Genomic DNA, 21,404 nt, shown 5'->3' on the forward strand with positions numbered 1-21,404 from the left:
GACATGCTCTTTATTAAGTATTTAATTTCCCTTTAAAATCTTAGTACTTCTATTCGAAAAATCAGTTTCAGGATAATAGCTGTTTTTTACAAGAATATTAGGTCCTAAGCATTTAACTGCTGGACAATGACAGCTAAGTTCATTTGCAGTTTTTGATAATGTCCAAGTATCATATGCTTCTTGTAATGTATGGGTTTGAATATTTCCTAGATGAGGGACATCACCAAAGTCAGTAACGATGATGCTACCATCAAATACATTTACATTTAAGCGAGAACGACCATCAGGGTCATTTCGTAATGTTACATTTTTACTATTATATAATCTCTGAATGATGTCTAAATCGTTTTGATCATCGCTACATGGATAAAATGGTAGAGTACCAAATAACATCCAAATATTTTCATCACGTACATCAAGTAAAGTTGAAATTGCTTCGCGAAGCTCTGATTTAGTTAGGACTTCTAATGTACTAGCGAAATCACTGGCATACATCGGGTGAACTTCGTGCCTCTGACATTTCATTTCTTCTATAATTTGTCGATGGATTTTTTCTAAGTATGGAAGAGTACGTTTGTTTAACATTGTTTCAGCGGATACCATAACACCAGCATCAGCAAGGCGTCGGCTATTTTCAATCATGTTTTCGAATAATTTCGCGCGCTGTGCATATGTCGGTTTACGTTCCATCATCGCAAAACCTGCTTCTACAAATTCATCAACGGTTCCCCAGTTATGAGAGATATGTAACACGTCTAAATAAGGAATTATTTTTTCGTATCTTTCAAAATCTAATGTTAGATTTGAATTAATTTGAGTACGTACGCCACGTTCATGTGCATATTTCAATAAAGGCACAACATAACCGTTCAACATTTTATTTGAAAGCATCGGTTCTCCACCAGTGATACTAATACAACGAAGCTTTTCAATCTCTTCTAAACGATTTAAAACTAGATCAATCGGTAGTGGATTTGGATCCTTAGGTTGCAAAGTATATCCGACAGCACAATGCTCACAGCGCATATTACAAATCGTTGTAGTCGTAAACTCTACATTTGTCAGCATGTTCTTACCATACTCTTCAACATCTAAATATGCTTCCCAAGGATCATATGTAGGTGTTATTTGTTGTAATAATTTTTTCATTTGATTACTCCTTTAGGCACACAACTGTACCCATAAGTATTAGACTAATTTAATTTTCCTCAACTATTATAAGAAAGAAAGTGAAACCTTGTATAGGAATAACTTCCTAAAATTTAAAAAAATGTCGAAAGTTTACGATATATAGGAGAATAAGGGTATAATATAATTAGCAATTGTATTAGAAAGGACGATCATTTCATGTCAAACACAGAACAATTATCCTATATTAAAGAACGTTTTAATTCAGTAATGGAAACAATCGAATCATTAGAAGCTGAAGAAGTAAGCTTAGAAGAGCTAGATCAATTATTATCAGTTCTAGATGACTTAGAAAGTAAATGTCGTGAAGTTAATCGCCTAGATTGAGTCCATTGTAATGGGCTTTTTTTATTGGAAAGTGCACATTGTTTAATTGTTAACAATAGAAGTAGCTAAATATTTGCCCAAATCAGAAACTAATTCTGAAGGGCTTTTTTTATTCCGTTTATTAAAAATTGTATTATAATGAAGAGGGGAACATTCAGTATTTTTATAAAGGGTTTTAAGGGGGAGCAAGAATGCAACACATACAGGAAAGTATTTATCAATTAATTGTAGAAACTTCAACAAATCTACCAAAAGACGTACGTAAAGCAATCAGAAAAGCTAAAGCAAGTGAAACAGCAGGTACAAGAAGTGCCATCGCATTGGAAACGATTACAAACAATATCATGATGGCTGAAGGCGATGTTTCACCTATTTGCCAAGATACTGGTATGCCAACTTTTAAAGTGAAAACGCCAGTTGGGGTAAACCAACTTGTGATAAAAGAAGCAATTTATGCAGCAATTGAACAAGCTACAAAAGATGGTAAGCTTCGTTCTAACTCTGTAGATTCTTTATTTGGTAAAAACAGCGGAAATAACTTAGGCCCAGGTACTCCTGTTGTTAAATTTGAGCAACACGAGGGTGACTATATCGATATTCGCCTAATTTTAAAAGGTGGCGGATGTGAAAATAAAAACATCCAATACAGTCTACCATGCGAACTTGAAGGACTTGGAAAAGCAGGTCGTGATTTAGATGGTATCCGTAAATGTATTTTACACAGCGTATACCAGGCACAAGGACAAGGCTGCAGCGCAGGTTTCATCGGTGTTGGTATTGGTGGAGACCGTACTAGCGGTTATGAACTTGCAAAGGATCAATTATTCCGTTTATCTGATGATGAAAATTCAATTCCAGAGCTTAAAGCAATGGAAGATTATATTATGGAAAATGCTAACAAGCTTGGCGTAGGAACAATGGGCTTTGGTGGAGAAACAACTCTACTTGGCTGTAAAATCGGTGTAATGAACCGTCTACCTGCGAGCTTCTTCGTTTCAGTAGCGTATAACTGCTGGGCATTCCGCCGTTTAGGAATGAAAATCAATCCTGAAACTGGTGATATTTCAGAATGGTTATATAAGGAAGGCGAAGAAATTAGCTTTACAAATGAAACTGATGAAACAACTGAAGCACCTCGCGAAGTGAAATTAGTAGCTCCAATTACAGAAGAACAAATTCGTGATTTAAAAGTTGGAGATGTAGTTTCAATTAGTGGCATGATGTACACAGGACGCGACGCAATCCACCATCATTTAAAAGACCACGATTGTCCAGTTGATTTAAATGGACAAATTATTTACCACTGTGGACCTGTAGTATTAAAAGATGAAGAAGGCAAATATCACATTAAAGCAGCTGGTCCAACAACAAGTATACGTGAGGAGCCATACCAAGGCGATATCATGAAAAAATTCGGCATTCGCGCTGTAATTGGAAAAGGCGGAATGGGTGCAAAAACATTAAAAGCTCTAGAAGAACACGGCGGTGTTTATTTAAATGCAATCGGTGGAGCAGCACAATACTACTCACAATGTATTAAAGAAGTAAAAGACGTAAACTACCTAGAGTTTGGTATTCCTGAAGCTATGTGGCACTTACAAGTTGAAGACTTCAAAGCAGTAGTAACAATGGATTCTCATGGTAATTCATTGCATAAAGATGTAGATAAGAGTTCACTTGAGAAATTGGCTACTATGGCTGAGAAGGTATTTTAATTATTGGGTTTTAAGGGCAATGTCATTTTTTTGGCATTGCTTTTTTTTTGTTTGAGAAGGGAAATGCAGCTATGAGAACAGATCTGCAAATAAAGCAATGAAATCTGCAAATAAACATGTGGTTAGTGCAAATAAGTGTCCTGATTCTGAAAATAAGAACACAGCTGCAAATAAGTGTCCCAATTCTGCAATTAAAGAATCAGACCCGCAAATAAACATGTGTTTAGTGCAAATAAACGTTCCAACCCTGCAAATAAAAGAAGAGCTGCAAATAAAAATAGGAAAACTGCAATTAAAAAGACATATCTGCAATTAAAAATACGAAAACAGCAAATAAAAAATTCATATCTGCAATTAAATAAATGAAAACTGCAAATAAACCCCGCCAAGTGCGCAAATAAGTAGTTAAATCATGAAGAAAAAGTTTCATTTTAGGGTAAATTAATGGTCCTAAGGTCAAAAAAATTCAAATCAAATCGAGAAGCGAATCCGCATCTTTTTTTCATCAAAAATCCTTTTAGAAAAATTTAGTTTTATATCAAAATTACACCAATTCTTTTCATATTTCTAATTTATTTACAGATACTATTTTTAAAGTGAGGTGAATGAATTGAAAAAAATTATTGTATATATTCTTACTTTCTTCTTAGTATTTCCTAGTACAACATTTGCTTATAGTAATGCGCCACATGGCTGGGGGATTGTTCCTGCGAAAAATGAGACTCCACCTGATGCAGGTGAGCAACTTAATAAATTATTATCAAATACGGGGTCAGTTTATTTAGGGGATACTACAAAAAAAGATGTTTATTTAACTTTTGACAATGGGTATGAAAATGGCTTTACACCAAAGTTTTTGGATGTTTTAAAGAAGCATGGTGTTCACGGGACTTTTTTTATAACCGGGCATTACATTAAGGAAAATCCTGAATTAGTGAAACGAATGGTTAATGAGGGGCATATAGTCGGAAACCATTCATGGAGTCATCCTGATATGACAACGATAGGTGATCAAAAGATTGTTGAGGAATTGGAACAAGTTAAAATGGCATACCAGGAATTGACTGGGAAAACAGAAATGAAATATTTCAGACCTGCAAGAGGTGTTTTTAGCGAACGTACTTTGCAACTAGTTAATAAACAAGGATATGAAAATATTTTCTGGTCATTGGCATATGTTGATTGGAAGGTTGATCAACAAAGAGGTTGGAAATATGCTTATGATAATGTGATGAAAATGATTCATCCTGGGGCAGTTATATTAATGCATACAGTATCGAAGGATAATGCAGAAGCGATGGATGCGATTATTACTGGCCTACATAAACGAGGGTATCAATTTAAAAGTTTAGATGACTTAATGATGGAGAGAAGCGGATTTGATCCGAGCTTTTATCTACCTAAAAAATAAAAAGCTAATGATTAAGTAGTTTTATTAACTGCTTAAATCATTAGCTTTTTTACACTTTAAAGGACGAATTTCTTTATCGGTTTGCGATTGCTTCGTAATTTAGTTTAGCATGTTGCTTAGGTGTTTTGATAACAAATGGGTTCTCGACTGTATTTTCTAAGAATTGTTTATCTTTATTAGCGAATTTTTTTATTCCGTTTAGAACTTGCTCTTCTTCCGTTACAACTTCTCCAAAAAGTAAGTCTTGTGTAATTGGTCCTTGGTTGTAATGCTCATAATAAAATCGCTTATAGTCAAACTGATAGAAAATAACTGGTTTTTCCATATATGAAAAATCAAATGAAACTGTTGAGTAATCAGTGATTAATAAATCTGATCTTTTTAATAGAGATTGGACAGTCTCTTCACCTTGACGGATCGTTTTTATTCTTTTATGGAAATCAGGAACATCCTTCATATAAATTTGAGTCTGGTAGTGCGGATAGAAAATGATATTTAAGTCATTTTTTTCTAAGATTTGATGTAACTCAGGATTACTAAGTAAAGAAAAATAACGGTTAAAGTATTCAGAGTTCATTAATTGCTGAGTACTTTTATTCCAGTTTCTCCATGTAGGCATGATTAAAATGGTTTTGCCATTTCCTGTATTTTCAAGCGCATCCCATCTAGCTAATCCAGTCACGGCCACTTCGTTTTCAGCATAACCGAATTCGTTAACAATATGATCTTTTTCAAAATCAGATGAAACGATAAACAATGAATAGCCCATTCGATTTTTATTCAGTACATGATTTACACGACTAACTCCAATAACGCCATGTTGAATAAGGATTTTTTGATTTTGCTGCCACTCAGGATGACATTTTAAAACTTGTAAGTACTCGTGTGTGTACATGTTAGCACGCTCTGAATAGGCATTAATTGTTTTATCACAAGTTAATAAGTAGAGTGTATGCTTTAAACTTCCATATTGTACAATGTTTCCGTATTCTTTTATATATTCATAATCCTTGGCCTTTTTATCAATCAAGTAATAACAGTTATCTCTTATTTTATTTTTTTGAATGTACTTGAATAAATGGTATGAATTATCTTGTGCCGTATCTTTTCGTTCTCCAATTAACCAAATATGTTTATTTCGATAGTATCTTTGGGTTAAACGGTAAAGGTAAAAAATAAGGAATGACTTCCATTCTCTTCTTAGTACAAGTAACCCAAATTCATAAACGATATCACGGAATGATTTTTGGATCTTTGTTTTTAATTTTCCAAGTAGGCCTGTTTTTTTGATTCGAATGTGTAAATTTTTCTTTGGAAAATAGGGTACGATACTATGTGTTTTAGTTGTTGCTGGTTTTGAATTTGCCTTTGTTGAAAAATAGAAAATATGAAGTGGTTTTTTTAATGAAATATCTCCAACTTTTACTGAAATAAACACTTCATAATCGCCATCAGGTAATATTTTACTTAGCTCAAATGTAGTTGTTTTATAGCCCCCATCGCTATAATTAATACTATTTTTTGAGAAAAGATAAGATAAATCAGAACGCTCAAGCGTTTCGAGTGTAACTGATATTAGTTGCCCATTTGATTTGTTTTTAAACTGCAATTCCTTAACAGAAGCTAAATTATCAATTTCCTCGATAAATGCGAAGCCACCAACTTGTAAGCGGTCACCTCGTAACGAAAGGATTTCGATTTTTTGATGCAAATTAAATTCCTTAATTTCTAGGTATTCTTTATATTTCGGAAAATACTTTGCAAAATAATGATAATATTTTCCCTCTATCATCACTGCTCCTTTTTGTAAGGAACGATCTGATAATAGATTCATCAATAAATGAAATTCTTCTGGATTTTGATTAAGAAAAATAGTATAAAATACTTTACTAATTTTAGAAGTATTATTTTCCATTAGATTTTCAGATAAGTTTTTAGCAAAATCAGATGAAATCCTTAGAAGATCATTGTATTTTTCAGAAGGGAAATAATATGCCTTTGTCAGTAAAGACGTTAAATAATAATCCCATAATTTTTTCTCAACATGCGAGTAATGAGATGTGATATCTTTCAGATTATAATAGTTTATTAATTCAGTTTGAGTAACGAGAAGATTATCAAAAAATTCTAAAGTACTAGTTTGTTTAATAACATCACTGTTTGTTAAATCTCTCACTTTTATGACGATATCTGTTGTTACGTAAACTTTATTTGAACAAATAAAACATTGTTGAGTAAATAATAAATCTTGTTGTTCTGTTAAAAGCTCATTGAATTGCAATTGATTGTCGATTATTAAACTTCTTTTAATCATCATATTTTTAATAGAAGGATTTAACAGAAGTTCTGGATGTTTATGAAACTCACGTAATGTTGGTAAATCTTTTTTTATGATTGATTTTAATTCATGGTGCTCCCATTTTCTTGTACCATTGAATAATTGTATATTTCCTAAAGCAATATCAGTATGATCCTTTATTGCACTGTTATATAAATGTTCATAGGTTGATGGATTTACAATATCATCCGCATCGATAAACGCCACAAATTCTCCAGTAGCTTCATGTAAACCTATGTTTCGTGCTTTGTTTTTTGACATTAGCTCTAATGATATAAAGCGAATATTTTTATGTGAATTCGAGTATTCTTCTATTATTTTTTTACTATTATCAGATGAACCGTTGTCTATAATAATCGTTTCAATATCAGTTAATGATTGACCTTGTAAACTGTTTAGGCAATCTTTTAAGACATCTTCATGATTATGTGCAACAACGACTACACTAACTTTGGCTTTTTCCATTATAGTCTTACCTCACTAGTCTCTACTTTCAATTAAATAGTTTATCATAAATTATAACCCAATGCGTCTTCTTGAACATAATTTACGAATGGTAAGTAGGTATCGTACTTGTATTATCTCCAATTATTTATGGAGATATCAGACTGCCCGCCAATCGCCCGCAATCAGTCTGATCATCAAGTTTTTAGTTATTGGTCTTTATACTGCTATCTCTAATTATTTATAGAGATTTTAAGGGAGAAGAGAGTATATAAATTAATGATAGAAAAAGATTAAAATTATTTTTATTCAACACCTTGACTTTGATAATGATAATCGTTATCATTTAAGTATGGCAAATATCAACACAGCTGTTGCGATATTTGATAAGTTTTGAAACCTGATTGGACTTGAAAGTTTCCCCATTCCCTTAAAATTTAATGTGTCAAAGAAAGCTTGACTAGTCCCCAAGCTTTTTTTGCGTTTTTCGGACCTTTGACATGCGCTTGCAATCAGTCTGAAAATCAAATTTTAAAATTTTTGTTTCAGACCTTAACTAGAGATCATTCTCTAGTTTTTTTGCATTTGTCACAAATTTTATTAAGCGGTACTTGTTATGCTATAATACACTTCAGAGTAATTAAGGAGGAACGGGTGAATGTGGAAGGAAGAGGTTGCTTTAGAAACACCATATCAATGGGAAGAAGTTTTAAAGAGATTAGAGCATGAGCCAACATTTACAGTGCATTCTGCTGAAAAGCGATTAAGCATTCCACTGTATATTGATGGGGATCAAGTAGTTGTAAAGGTTAAGAAAATAAATGATGTTCCAGTGCAGTTTGAAGTCATTAGTGAACATGAAAATAAAGAGAAAATTCTCGAAGAAGTTGCTACTATTTTGCAATGGCAAACAGAATTTGAAGAACTACATCATCATTTAAGACAAACTACAATTTCTCCTCTTATTGACCTTTTTGGACATACACCAATTACCGTTTCAAATGATCCTTTTGCCTGTTTAATTACATGTATTATTCATCAACAAATACAGCGTACATTTGCAATCCAAGTAACAAAACGATTTGTTCGAATGTATGGTGAAAGAATTGGTAATTCATGGTTTTTTCCATCTCCTGAAATAATTGCTAATTTAACTATAGATGAGTTAAGAGATTTGCAGCTTAGTACGAGAAAAGCTGAATATATGATTGGAATTGCTAAAGCTTGGAGTGAAGGAGTTTTAAGTCATCAAGATTATCGGACATTATCTTCGGAGGACATTTCAAAGGAGTTAATCAAGCTTAAGGGAGTCGGTCCTTGGACAGTTGAAAACTTCTTATTATTTGGTCTAGGTCGAAAAGATATTTTCCCAGTTGGTGATGTTGGCATTCAAATCGCACTTCAAAAGCTTTTAAATTTAGATGAAAAGCCTTCGAAAGAAATAATGGATTATGTAAAAGAGCAAGTTTCTCCGTTTGGAAGCTACGCTGCCCTTTATCTTTGGAAGAGCATAGAATAATGGAGTTGTATATATGAGCAATCAGTTAGAAAATAAATTAGAAGTAGGCCAATCCTTTCCTATAACAATTAAACGTATTGGGATTAATGGTGAAGGTGTTGGTTACTTCAAAAGACAAGTAGTATTTATTAAAGGTGCATTACCTGGAGAGGAAGTAGTTGCAGAGGTAACAAATGTTCGCAACGGCTTTGCTGAAGGGAAAATTCAACGTATTCGAAAAGCATCACCTGATCGTGTAGAGCCGACTTGTAAAATCTACGAAAAATGTGGTGGCTGTCAAATTCAGCATGCTTCTTATGAAGGACAACTTCGATATAAACGCGACATTGTCATCCAAGCAATGGAAAAGTATGCAAAAGATTTACTAGAAAAAACACCAATTAAAGAAACGATCGGTATGGAAAATCCATGGAACTATCGTAACAAAAGTCAGCTACAAGCTGGGCTTGAAAAAAATAAAATCATCGCTGGATTATATACACAAAACTCTCATAATGTTGTTGATATTGGCCATTGCCCAATCCAACATGAGGATTTAAATAAAATCACAGGTAAAGTGAAGAAAATTTTAACTCGTTTAAATATCCCTGTTTATAATGAACGAAAAAATAAAGGGGTAATCCGAACAATCGTTGCGCGAGTTGGTTTACGTACAGGTCAAATCCAATTAGTACTAGTAACTGGAACGAAAGATTTTCCTCAGAAAAATGAACTAATCAGTGAAATTAAAAAGCGAATTCCTGAAGTAACAAGCTTAATGCAAAACATTAATAATCAAATGACTTCAGTAATCTTTGGCCGTGAAACTGTCTATTTATCAGGTGAAGAAGTAATTGAAGAAAAGCTTGGAGATTTATCATTCGAACTTTCAGCAAGAGCGTTTTTCCAATTAAATCCTGAACAAACAGTTAAGCTATATGATGAAGTCAAAAAAGCAGCGGCACTTACTGGAACAGAAAAAGTCGTAGATGCTTATTGTGGAGTAGGGACAATCGGACTATGGCTAGCAAAAGACGCAAAAGAAGTTCGAGGCATGGACGTAACGAAAGAAGCAATCATCGATGCGAAAACAAATGCCCTAAGCCATGGATTTACAAATACTCATTACGAAGCAGGTAAAGCTGAACAAGTATTACCGAAATGGTTAAACGAAGGCTGGAAACCTGATGTTATTATAACCGATCCACCGAGAACTGGTTGTGATGAGGAATTTTTGAATACTGTATTAAAAATTAAACCGAAGAAATTAGTATATGTTTCTTGTAATCCTTCTACTTTAGCTAGGGATTTAAAGGTATTGAGTAAGAATTATGATGTGAAGTATTTACAGCCTGTTGATATGTTTCCGCATACTGCGCACGTTGAGTGCGTGGCACAACTCACTTTAAAGTTATAACCAACAAAAAAATTTTTGATAGATTAAATAATTCTTTGCTAAAATCAGAATAAACATCTGATAAAAGGAAAGAGTTGGGAAAAGGAAAAAGGGGCGTACGTAGTCACCTCAATCCTTTTCCCTATTTTTTAACAATCCTTTACTCTGAAAATTATGATGTTTTGCTAAAAAGGTGAGAGGGTGGATAAATAGCAAGAGTTTATTATTTCTGAACAAAAAAAAGGCAGCAGGCCCTAAATAAAGTATGTTGAAAAGGTAATGCTGTTCATTTTGGGTAGCAGAGTGAGAGTAATGATGTTTTGTTTAGTTATGAAGAGAAGAATACTAATCGAAAGATATGTTTTAGCCACCTAAGGAAAGGTGGTTTATTTGTTGTTTAGGACATTATAAAAAGTTGACCAAACACTATTTCAAAGTTACTTAAATTAAAGAAACAGCAAGGTTAGGTTCCCAATTTGTAGGTAACTAACTTACAGAAATACTTGAATAATTTTCTTGTGTAGGTGGGGACAATAAGAAGGATGTCTAGGGTGTATTTTCTTGTTGAAATTTTTTAAATAAATAATTTTACCTTTAAAGAGCCACCTGGAGTTGTAATCAACTAACATATTCAAAATAGCAAAATAAGAAGACATCCTTTATAAAACATATGTCTTGAGGTGGTATGATGAAAAAAAATCGTAATATAAAGCGTTTAAAAAAGGATATTCAAGAACTTGAGTCCTCCGACATACTGCTCCAAAATGGTCAAGATTGTGAACTCGAACAGAATATATACGTGAATGAAGAGCTTTTGAAACAAGTTTTTGAGAATTGTTCCGATATTGTTTTTCGTCCAATCCTCGTAAATGGGCAAACCAAAATGCTTCTAATTTATATAGATGGATTAGTGGATACAAAAACATTGGATCAGGTTGTTTTAAAACCAATGATGTACGAAGGAATGCCTAATGGACTAAAGAGTGTGGACTCAATAGGGGATATCATGCATGATCGGCTTATCGCTGTTTCTCAAATAAAGACGGTTTCAAAGGTTCGTGAGGTTATAGATGAAATAATGAAAGCTAATATCGTCGTTCTAACATACGGGGAGAATCAAGCTCTAGTTGCTGATTTAAAAGGGTTTGAAAAACGTAGTATTGAAGAACCATCTGCCGAAATCTCTGTTCGTGGGCCTCGTGATGGTTTTACAGAAACGTTAAGAGTCAATACGAGTCTTATTCGTCGAAGAATTCGGAGCCCAAGACTAAAAATGGAACCCTATACGATTGGGGATTTATCTCAGACAGATGTGGTTATTGCTTACATTGAAGGAATTGCTCCAGATTCGGTATTGGAGGAAGTACGACAAAGGGTCGAGCGAATTAAAATTGATGGGGTATTAGAGTCAGCCTTCATTGAAGAGTTTATCGAGGACCAACCTTTTTCTCCCTTTCCTCAAATTCAGAATACCGAGCGGCCGGATGTAGTGTGTGCAAGCCTATTAGAAGGGAAAATCGCTATTTTAGTAGATAACACACCATTCGTTCTGATCGTTCCTATGACATTCTGGACAGGTCTACAAGCAGCGGAGGATTATTATGAACGATCCATTTACACAACCTTTGTTCGATGGATACGTTTTATTTTAATCAATGTTTCTTTATTTCTTCCTTCCCTCTACGTTGCGATTACAACCTTTCATCCGAAATTGATCCCAACAAATCTACTTATTAGTATTGCATCGGCGCGAGAAAGCATACCTTTCCCGGCTGTCATAGAAGCACTGATGATGGAATTTTTGTTTGAGGGTTTGAGGGAAGCAGGCGTTCGATTGCCAAAGCCGATTGGATCAGCAGTTAGTATCGTGGGAGCACTTGTCATCGGACAAGCTGCCGTGCAAGCAGGCATTATTTCGGCACCATTGGTCATTGTTGTGGCTACAACTGGTATTGCGTCGTTTGCTTTTCCACGCTACAACTTGGGAACAGCCTATCGTATGTTACGCTTTCCGATGCTGATATTGGCAGGGATGCTTGGGCTGTATGGCATTGCTATAAGCACCATTGCGATTGTGATCCATCTTACAAACATTCGTTCTTTTGGTATTCCTTATCTAAGTCCGGTTGCTCCTCAGATTACTCGCGATTTGAAGGACGTTTTACTCCGAACACCTCGGTGGAATATGACTCGTCGTCCATTAATGATTTCGGGTGAGGATAAAACACGTATTCCAGATGGACAACAACCAGGTCCAAAACGGGGGAAAGAGACAGAATGAGCAAGCACAAGTTACTTTGTATGATGTTGATCGTTTCTTTATTTTTCTTGACGGGCTGTTGGGATCGTACCGAGTTAAACGACCTGGCAATAGAGTTAGGTTTGGGGCTTGATCAAGCGAAAAATAACAAGCTTGAAGTCAGCGCTCAATTTATCATACCTTCAATGATGGGGATGGGCCAGAGTGGAAGAAGTGATTCAGGAAAACCGTTTTTTATAGAATCGGGTACTGGAAGGGACACACTTGAAGCTGTACAAAAGATGCAAACAAAATTGTCAAGAGAAGTCTTTCGAGGGCATCATCGTGTGATTTTGATTGGAGAACCATTAGCTAAACAAGGTCTTGCTAATGTATTAGATAACTATAGCCGCGATCCTGATATTAGATTACGAGCAGATGCGCTCGTAGTAAAAGGAAGTTCTGCAAAAGAGTTTCTGGAAGCATCTTCACCTTTAGAAAATATCCCGGCAATTGGGGCACAAAAGGAACATGCGCAATCGGGTCGATTAGGAGACAGTTCTTTAGTAAATTTTCTTATTGCCGGTGCTAGTGATGGAATCAACCCTATCCTACCCGTTATTAAATTGATCCCTAGTTCTAATGACCAAGATCAACCGGGTGTCAAAGAATTTCAATATGTAGGTGGAGCGGTTTTTAATAAAGACCTTAAATTGATAGGATATTTAAATAATCAGGAAGAATCAACTACGCTTTGGGTGGCTAATCGTTTGAGTAAACATACTATTACAGAAACTGTCCCCCAAGGAAATGGAAATGCCAGTTTATATATGTCAAAAATCGCCAGTAAAATAAAACCCAGTATTCACGGGAACACCATCAAGTGTGACATTGTTCTTTCTGGTGAAGGAACCATTCAGGAGAACAATACGAATTTAGATATTACGCAGCCTAAAAATCTTACCCTTTTAGAACATGTATTGGAAAAAAAGGCCGAAAAACAAGCTCTCCAGACAGTCGGAAAGGTTCAAAAACAATTTGGAACCGATATCTTTGGCTTGGGAGAAGCTATTCATCAAATTAATCCATCCAAATGGAAAGTACTAAAGAAGGAGTGGGACAAACAGTTTTCAAAAGTACAGGTCTCTGTCCATGCAAAACTGACTATTCGGCGAGTGGGTCTGACCGGGCCATCTTTGCAGGTAAAGCAAAATGAAATAAAAAAATAAGGAGGCAAATGGTTTGTGAGAAATTCAATGAAAATCTCTGGCACGCAAATCTTTTGGATGATGTTCACATTAGAAGTGGGACAAACAATTCTTCTGATCATCCCATCTACGATTCGTACTGTCAAACAAGATGCGTGGATCTCGATGGTTATTGCAGGGCTTGCTGGGATTGCCATTACTTTTCTGGCAACCAAACTCAGTTCGCTTTATCCGAATCAAACCATGATTGAATTTAGTCAAACACTTCTCGGCAAATGGCTAGGAAAGCTGATGGTGATTCCCTATTTACTCACATGGTACTGGATTAATGGGATAACAGTCCGTGAATTTGGTGATTTTATTATTACATCGTTGTTTCATAATACACCTCTGTGGGTCATTGTCTTTCCTGCCATGTTACTGCTTATTTTTATCATATACCAAGGTGGTGTGGAAGGCATTGGACGCTTAAGTGAAATCTTTGGACCGATGGTGCTTTTAATGATATTGTCTGTAATCATTTTGAATCTTAGCAATATGAATTGGCATTATATGCTACCTATTTATCAAGATTCTGGATGGCTTCCAATCCTTAAAGGATCCTATACCCCTGTAGCCGCTTTTTTTGGAGAGTCTGTCATGATGACAATGTTTGTCTTCTTTATGGACAAACCGGACAAAGCGTCATCAAGAGCGATGTGGGGAGTAGGACTGGCAGTTTTCATTGTAACAATTGGAACATTAGCGGTGATTTTAACATTCGGTCCGAATTTGCCTTCTAGGTTTCTGTATCCAGTTTACGATTTGAGTCGGTACATATCCGTAATGGGATTCATTCAAAATGTGGATATTCTGATTGTTATTATTTGGTTCTTCAGTATTTTTGTTAAACTGGCGTTATATATGTTTCTCGCTTGTTATGGAACAGCACAAATGTTTCACCTAAAGGATTGGCGAAAAGTAGCTTGGTTTGTTGCTCCTATTTCGTTAATCATGGCTGTGTCGATTAAAAATATCCAGATATTTACCCATTATTATTACATGTTTTTCGTGATCCCAATTGCATTTCCCGTCTATGAGCTAGGGATTCCCTTACTGTTGTTGTTGGTTGGCATGATTCGAAGAAAAATTGCTTAGCCCAATGGGTAGCTTGATTAAATGTAATGGCAAAAGGCTTATAAACCTTTGAAAAAAATAAAACCTCCTTGATCTAATTAAACCCGGTCGGTCAACCAAGTTTAATTAGTCAAAGAGGTATGATGCGTACTTAATGATGTTTTCTAGCGATTCGGGTCTCGCTTCGCATCACTTACTAGACGGTATTATGTTTTTTCTTCTGGGATTGGTTTATTTATAATAGTTTGTCCTTTTCCTTCTATAAGAAGAGTATTTCCTTGGTACAATTTAAGTGTTTGAAATTTTTTACGATTCCGCAGATGTGACCTGACCTGTAGAGCCATTCCCTGAATCTGCCCAAGCAGGAATATCAAATTGGAAATTGTTCCCTTGGCGGTTAGGTGTCCAATAGCCTTGACCCAAACGCGGACGAACTATTGGAGAAACCAGTCTTCCTGAAGTTTTTGTCCTTTTTCATAAGTAACAAAAGGCTGAATTTGCCATGGATGGTAAGGAAATCCTACTACTCTGCCTTGGTGAGACCAGCGAGTATCTTTCACTGCTGAAACCCACTCTGTTCGATCAGAAGGCAACTGCAGTGGTTCCCAATTCATTAAATTAAAAGTGTCCTTTTGATACGGACGTAAATCATAACGGACATCTTCACCAACTGCTTCACCATCTGATTTGTAACTCGTGTCGATCTTAACGAGTTCATTGTTAGATGGTTTATATTTTAAATTCTCTGGAATCTGACCTTGGTGAACATCCACCAAATCATATACATATGGTGTATATGGTACACCTTCAACATGCAGGTGCAGGTTACCGGAACGTGCTGCTGCAATCAATTTATCGCCTACAACCTTACTGATTCCAGTAACGGTAAGTGGGATGTTCGTGCCTCTTGGATTTCCTTTTGCATTTCCCATCGACGGAATGAACTCCTCTTCATTATAGTTTACGATAATCATCAGTTTTGCACCAGCGGCAAGTGCCGTAGTGGCCTGTGCTTGTGTCTCAGGTATATACTCAGAAGGCTTACTTTTCGTGCTACGATCGACGACAACTACTTTGCCGTTTGCGTCCAGACCCTCATAGTCAGCTGGTGTTCCTTTTCCTACATAAACCGTTTCTAAGTTATATTTACCGTCAAAAGGTGTAGTTCCCCACTCCAGTATATCGTCCAACACTGTTTCTTTAAACTGGATCTCAAGTTGAGGTTTTATTAAATGCCAGCGAGTCAGAAATTCGAAGTCTCCTGTCTTAACTTTCTCTGTTGGTTGTGCATATATTTTATCCGTGTCTGCAGACATAAAATACGCAGCGGTTATTTCATTGTTACCAAAGGAACGGTGGAATTGCAAGCGACTATATTGTGATTCTGTCTTCTTTGGCACTTCAACTGTAATTTCTTTTGCATTTCGTGCATCAAGTTCCACGGTTTGAGGACCGTCTACCTTGAATTCAGGATTACCGACTATTGCATTACTACCATGATCGGTGTCAAAGTCCGATTCTATACGAGTCATGGCTGAATACGTACCAGGTGCTACACGAATTGTTTTTGTTCCTACTATCGGAATGAATATAGGTTTCATGTTATCGCCAACGATTGCGACTATCGCAGGAACTGGATCTCCAATAAGGTCCGTAGCCTTTAACGTTAGCGGATACCTCTCATCTTCTTTCTCTATGCCCATTGAAGTATGAGCCACTTGCTTGCCTTCAGAATCAGTTGCTGTTAGTTGCCCCTCATAACGACCCCAGTTACCAAGCTTCGGATCTACTGTAACTGTTATTGTCTTCGTACCATTAGCTGGAACCGTGATCTTGCTCTCAGAAATGGTTAACATACCATTTGGTACAGCATCACCTTTTGTACTCTTAAATTCCGCTTGAAGATCTAGAGTGACAGCGGAGTCACTGTCGTTTGTATACGTGACTGTTTTTTGTATAGGCTGCGCATGATCGTATGGCCACTGAAGGAAGCCGAACGACAGAGAACCCGTTGCACGAACAGTGCTGTTTAGAGCTGCAGGTATATCCAATCGGCCCGTACCGATATAATAAGGCGAGTAATCTAATCTTTTAGAGGTATTCATCAACGCTTCTTTTAGCTGAGTGCCATTCCACTCAGGATGCTTCTGCAGAAGGATCGCAGCAGCACCCGCCACATGTGGGGTTGCCATGGATGTACCACTCATACTCAGGTAAGATCCGCTTCCTAGTCTTGATAGTCCAGATCGAGCAGCAACAATATCAGTACCTGGTGCAGACAGGTCAGGTTTCAATCCCCCATCTCCAAGACGAGGTCCTCTTGATGAGTAAGGAGCAATTTTGTCTGCCTTATCCACAGCACCGATCGTTAAAGCAGCATCTGCAGCTCCTGGTGAACCGATGGATCCTTCGCTACCATCGTTACCGGCAGCAATAACAAATAGTGCACCTGTTTCTTCACTTAGGTTATTTACGGCTTGGGACATCGGGTCTGTTCCGTCACTTTTCCCGCCTCCCAAACTCATGCTTACAATCTTGGCGTTGTGTGCAGCCCACTCCATACCGTCAAGAATCCATGATTCGAAACCGCGTCCTCCTTTGTCTAACACTTTACCTACAAGCAAACGTGCTTCAGGAGCAACTCCTTTGTACTTGCCATCAGAAGCAGCACCTGTCCCTAATACCGTTGAAGCAACGTGTGTACCATGCCCATGAAAATCTTCAACCGTTTCTCCAGGTACAAAGTTTTTTGCCTCTTCTATTTGATTTACAAGATCGGGATGATTAGGATCGATGCCTGAATCAAGTACCGCTACCTTAACCCCCTTACCTGTAAAACCAGATTCCCAAGCCGTTGGCGCACCAATCTGAGGTACGCTTTGGTCTAATGTGGCTTCCACACGACCATCAAGCCAGATCTTTTTAATACCCTCGTCGAATAATACTGATTTAGAATTGGGGATCTGGGAAGCCTCATGTGTGATATCCTTCCAGAACGTATCGGCTTCTTTTTTAGATGTTGCAAGAGCGGCACCATTAATACTTTCTAACACACGAACCTTTTTTGCTCCTTTTGGGGCCTTCTTTGTTTGGACGGAGCTTGCTTTGGACTCTGTGTATTCCTTCTTTGTTTGGACGGAGCTCGCTTTGGAATCTGTGTATTCCACGATAAATAGCAGGGAAGAGAGACTATTATCATCATAGCCGTCCGCTATTAATTTCGTTACATTAAACAAATCCTCGTCCAGTTTGTCAGCAGCCAGATAAGGTATAGCTGAACTTGGTATGACATACGTATCTTCACCAATTGTATACATTTGTACGCCTGCATTGTTCGGATCGGCAGGTTCCACGTTTATGACACTTTTACCGTTTTCAATCTTTTTAACCTTTACGACGTCACCCGTAATTAAGGTAATGGTTTGTTCATCGGAACCGCTCAAAGCGTTAACAACGGCAGTACTATTAAGTGTTTTGTCTAATGACGATTTATCATAGGCTTTTACGTTATAAGACGAAGAAGCAAAAACAACCGTAGATAAAGAGGCAGCTAAAAACGTATTCAATTTGATTTTTTTCATCATACATCCTCCTAGTAGATATGAATAAGTTACAAATGTTGAGAAATATCTTAAAGTAGAATTGAATAGTGTAAATTAAGAGATTCCTAACAGGTTAAAAGGAACACCTTCTGGACCAATTACCGATTCTGTATCAGAGATATGTAGTTTCTAGCTGTACATGAAATGAATTGGTAACATCGAATTTAATAGATTTATATATCTTTTTGCTCTCTTGCTATTACTTTAGTGGAAAGTACCGAATGAATATTGAGGCTGCTGAAAAATGCCATAGAAGTTGCTTTCTTCATTAATGAATAATTTTGATAAACTTTTCAGAATTAGTAATCAACTATCCTTTCTTAAAATTTTGAATTCCCCATACTGATTTTGCCTCTTATTAGAGTAATAGTTTCAGTATGTCTAAGATTTAGAGTTCATTGCAAGTGTTGATAAGCTGCTTTAGTTCAAGTTTTTGGCTACTGCATCTTATATTAAAAACTTTATGATTTTACGAATTTATTGTAAAATCATGAAATATTATGGTAACCATAACAATATTTTATTGATATTCGGCACTATACTAATATGCAAAATACAAAAAATCTGCTTCTGGCAAAAAGATAATAAATGCAAATGAATTGATGGTTAAACGAGTGAAAAATGAAAAATATGAAGTTTATGGAGTTGGGTTATGGAGAGATTTTGAAATTAGTTAAAAGGCTTTCTTATACAACTAACGCAAACGTTGATGAATTACAATGACTGCTAAAGCGGTCTTTTTTTATTACCCTAACGGGTAGTTCAATTTAATAAAAAGCAGTTACAAAGCTCCTGAAAATGCATGATAAATATGCCTTTTTTGATACTTCTTATAAACCCGTTATTACATAATATCTTAATTGTCAATAGATACATTGATAAACCCAAGTCAATATCTTTATTAATAGTACGATTGATAGATTTACAAAGTAATCATATTAAAAATTATTAAAAATATAAAAAAGTGTAAAAAAATAGGTCGCTCCCCCCTTATAAAACCCCATTTGTCATCCTAGTCTAACAAATATATAATTCTTTTAAAATCCAATGTTACCCATTCATTTCATATATAGCTAGAAACTACAAAACTCTGATACAGAAATGGAAAAGAAACTCACGTTGTTGAACCTTTAAAGGGGACTTTTTGTAAAATTAAAAGATATTATGGTAACTGTAATATTATCTTATTTTACCAGTACGAAAAATTTTGATAGATGGAGAGTAGCTATTATGGAATTAAGACATCTGAAAAGTTTCAAATTCGTAGCAGAGCACTTAAATTTTACAAAGGCTGCGCAACAGTTAAACTTCACACAACCTGCTGTAACCGCACAAATTCAGACGCTGGAACAAGAATTGAAACGGGAGTTATTTATACGAATAGGAAAAAAGACTTTTTTAACGCCTGAAGGTGAAATCCTTAAAACATATGCGGATCAGCTTTTTTCCATAGTAGAGGAGATTCAATCATCATTCGCTGAACTTTCAAATTCGTCGGGAAGTGTAACAATTGCTGCTGGTGAAAGCTATTGCACAAATTATTTTCCTTATGTTATTTCTGAATATTTAAAGCTATACCCACATGTACAAATAAAATTGATTTCCTGTAAAAGGGATGAAGTTATAAAAGGGGTAGAATCCAAAAAATACGATATAGGGATTATTTCAGGTGAACTAAGTAAAAATGGATTTTCAAATATCGTGATTGCTGAGGAAGACATAGTTTTAGTGGCTTCTAAAGATTTATATGATAATTACCCGGAGGACCAATTACTGACGAAATTTCCTTTAATTAAATATCGAGATGACGGATATTATGAATCTATGATGGAGAAATATTTGAGACAATTGAAACTCTCACAGCAAAATGTTATAGAATTTGGAAGTTTAGACGGGATCAAAAAGGCCGTATTAAATAATATTGGAGTAGGGCTGGGAACCAATGGGTGCATAAAAAAAGAAATTAGTAATGGTGATTTAATCCCAATCTTAGTTACTAATAAAAAGGTGAAAATAAAAACCTCTATCATTTCGTTGAAGGAAAAAGAAAAATTAGTAATAATTCAATCTTTTATTAATTTAATTCAAAAAAATTGGAACAGCATTTCTACAATTGGGTAAAAAAGCCTAACGCTATTCTTTTAGTTGTGATATAACACTGATATTAGTGGGGAAGTAGTTGAGTTATGACAAGTGGAACGGAACGGATGCAATAACTTTAGAATAATTGCTATGAATCTTTAACTCTCGAACATACTGATACAATTATTCTAAAATGCTGCGTAAATGGTATGAAAAAACAAAATTTTTTTCAAATGGAAGTATTCAAGCTGACATTATTATTTAACGGTGAGATGCTATCTACGGTTTTCGTGATTAGGTGGAAATGATGGGGAACGAGGCCTATCCATTACTCACACAATTATTATGCGATGGGAACATCAATACTGTCCTGAACTGAATAAGAGAATCTTTCGTCAACTCAAACAAGGATAATGGATGTATTTACATCGTGCAGTCAATTCAAGAGGAAATACCATTGACTTTTTCCTTAGTGAGGGATGCCAAATCAGCCAAGCGCTTTTTGAAAAAAGCCTTGGCTTTTTCGTATGTTGCCAGACCACTTGTAATATAACCAGATTTTTTGGATTGAGCAGATTAGTATAGTGCTGAATATCAATAAAATAATGTTATGGTTACCATAATATTTAATGATTTTACAATAAACGCGTAAAAATTTAATGTTTTAATATAAGATGCAGTAGCCAAGAACACTAACTGAAGCAGCTTATATTATTTATTTGGTTCTTGTGCAAGAACTTCAAAGCACTTGCAATGAATCTCTAACTCTTGGACATATGGATAATATTACTCTAAAAATGAGGTATGGTCGGTATGGAAAATTCAGAATTTTAAGAAAGG

The 21,404-nt window shown here is 35.7% G+C and carries 12 protein-coding genes and 1 pseudogene; 10 read left to right on the forward strand and 3 right to left on the reverse strand.

Annotated features, from left to right (window positions below; all coding sequences use genetic code 11):
* Window positions 1-21: 21 nt before the first annotated feature.
* Complete coding sequence (yfkAB, locus tag BM319_RS12975) at window positions 22-1,149, reverse strand: radical SAM/CxCxxxxC motif protein YfkAB (RefSeq protein WP_091023024.1); 1,128 nt, start codon at window positions 1,147-1,149, stop codon at window positions 22-24.
* 198 nt (window positions 1,150-1,347) lie between these two features.
* Between yfkAB and BM319_RS24725 the strand changes: the two genes are divergently transcribed.
* The 3 genes from BM319_RS24725 to pdaA all read left to right on the forward strand — a co-directional run bounded on the left by BM319_RS24725 (window position 1,348) and on the right by pdaA (window position 4,641).
* On the forward strand, window positions 1,348-1,515 hold the full coding sequence (locus tag BM319_RS24725; RefSeq protein WP_097973332.1) for an SE1561 family protein: 168 nt from the start codon (window positions 1,348-1,350) through the stop codon (window positions 1,513-1,515).
* Window positions 1,516-1,706: 191 nt separating this feature from the next.
* Window positions 1,707-3,230 (forward strand): fumarate hydratase, encoded by a 1,524-nt coding sequence (locus tag BM319_RS12980; protein ID WP_091023026.1) that lies wholly within the window; start codon window positions 1,707-1,709, stop codon window positions 3,228-3,230.
* A 610-nt stretch (window positions 3,231-3,840) separates the two neighbouring features.
* Window positions 3,841-4,641 (forward strand): delta-lactam-biosynthetic de-N-acetylase, encoded by an 801-nt coding sequence (pdaA, locus tag BM319_RS12990; RefSeq protein ID WP_091023030.1) that lies wholly within the window; start codon window positions 3,841-3,843, stop codon window positions 4,639-4,641.
* A gap of 73 nt (window positions 4,642-4,714) precedes the next feature.
* Here pdaA and BM319_RS12995 read toward each other — a convergent pair whose 3' ends face one another.
* A complete protein-coding gene (locus tag BM319_RS12995; protein ID WP_091023032.1) occupies window positions 4,715-7,444 on the reverse strand; it encodes a bifunctional glycosyltransferase/CDP-glycerol:glycerophosphate glycerophosphotransferase in 2,730 nt (909 codons plus the stop codon).
* A gap of 637 nt (window positions 7,445-8,081) precedes the next feature.
* Here BM319_RS12995 and BM319_RS13000 point away from each other — a divergent pair.
* The 5 genes from BM319_RS13000 to BM319_RS13020 all read left to right on the forward strand — a co-directional run bounded on the left by BM319_RS13000 (window position 8,082) and on the right by BM319_RS13020 (window position 14,901).
* The gene (locus BM319_RS13000) at window positions 8,082-8,942 is read left to right on the forward strand and encodes a DNA-3-methyladenine glycosylase family protein (RefSeq protein WP_069035388.1); all 861 of its coding nucleotides are present in this window, start codon (window positions 8,082-8,084) and stop codon (window positions 8,940-8,942) included.
* 13 nt (window positions 8,943-8,955) lie between these two features.
* Window positions 8,956-10,338, forward strand: a complete 1,383-nt coding sequence (gene rlmD, locus BM319_RS13005) for a 23S rRNA (uracil(1939)-C(5))-methyltransferase RlmD (RefSeq protein ID WP_069035387.1) — start codon at window positions 8,956-8,958, stop codon at window positions 10,336-10,338.
* A gap of 664 nt (window positions 10,339-11,002) precedes the next feature.
* Window positions 11,003-12,598, forward strand: a complete 1,596-nt coding sequence (locus BM319_RS13010; protein WP_091023034.1) for a spore germination protein — start codon at window positions 11,003-11,005, stop codon at window positions 12,596-12,598.
* Complete coding sequence (locus BM319_RS13015; protein ID WP_091023036.1) at window positions 12,595-13,785, forward strand: Ger(x)C family spore germination protein; 1,191 nt, start codon at window positions 12,595-12,597, stop codon at window positions 13,783-13,785. The genes BM319_RS13010 and BM319_RS13015 overlap by 4 nt, the downstream gene beginning before the upstream one ends.
* Window positions 13,786-13,812: 27 nt before the next feature.
* Window positions 13,813-14,901, forward strand: a complete 1,089-nt coding sequence (locus tag BM319_RS13020; RefSeq protein WP_091023235.1) for a GerAB/ArcD/ProY family transporter — start codon at window positions 13,813-13,815, stop codon at window positions 14,899-14,901.
* 413 nt (window positions 14,902-15,314) lie between these two features.
* On the opposite strand, the gene BM319_RS13025 is transcribed toward BM319_RS13020, so the two are convergent.
* Window positions 15,315-18,461, reverse strand: a complete 3,147-nt coding sequence (locus tag BM319_RS13025) for a S8 family peptidase (RefSeq protein WP_286143757.1) — start codon at window positions 18,459-18,461, stop codon at window positions 15,315-15,317.
* A 1,251-nt stretch (window positions 18,462-19,712) separates the two neighbouring features.
* On the opposite strand from BM319_RS13025, the gene BM319_RS13030 reads away from it, so the two are divergent.
* Both BM319_RS13030 and BM319_RS25105 read left to right on the forward strand, forming a co-directional pair.
* The gene (locus tag BM319_RS13030; protein WP_091023038.1) at window positions 19,713-20,603 is read left to right on the forward strand and encodes a LysR family transcriptional regulator; all 891 of its coding nucleotides are present in this window, start codon (window positions 19,713-19,715) and stop codon (window positions 20,601-20,603) included.
* A gap of 273 nt (window positions 20,604-20,876) precedes the next feature.
* A pseudogene (locus BM319_RS25105) lies at window positions 20,877-21,114 on the forward strand (DDE-type integrase/transposase/recombinase); the annotation flags it as partial.
* Window positions 21,115-21,404 lie beyond the last annotated feature (290 nt).

Source organism: Bacillus sp. UNCCL81 (genome assembly GCF_900112535.1).
Lineage (GTDB): Bacteria > Bacillota > Bacilli > Bacillales > Bacillaceae_G > Gottfriedia > Gottfriedia luciferensis_B.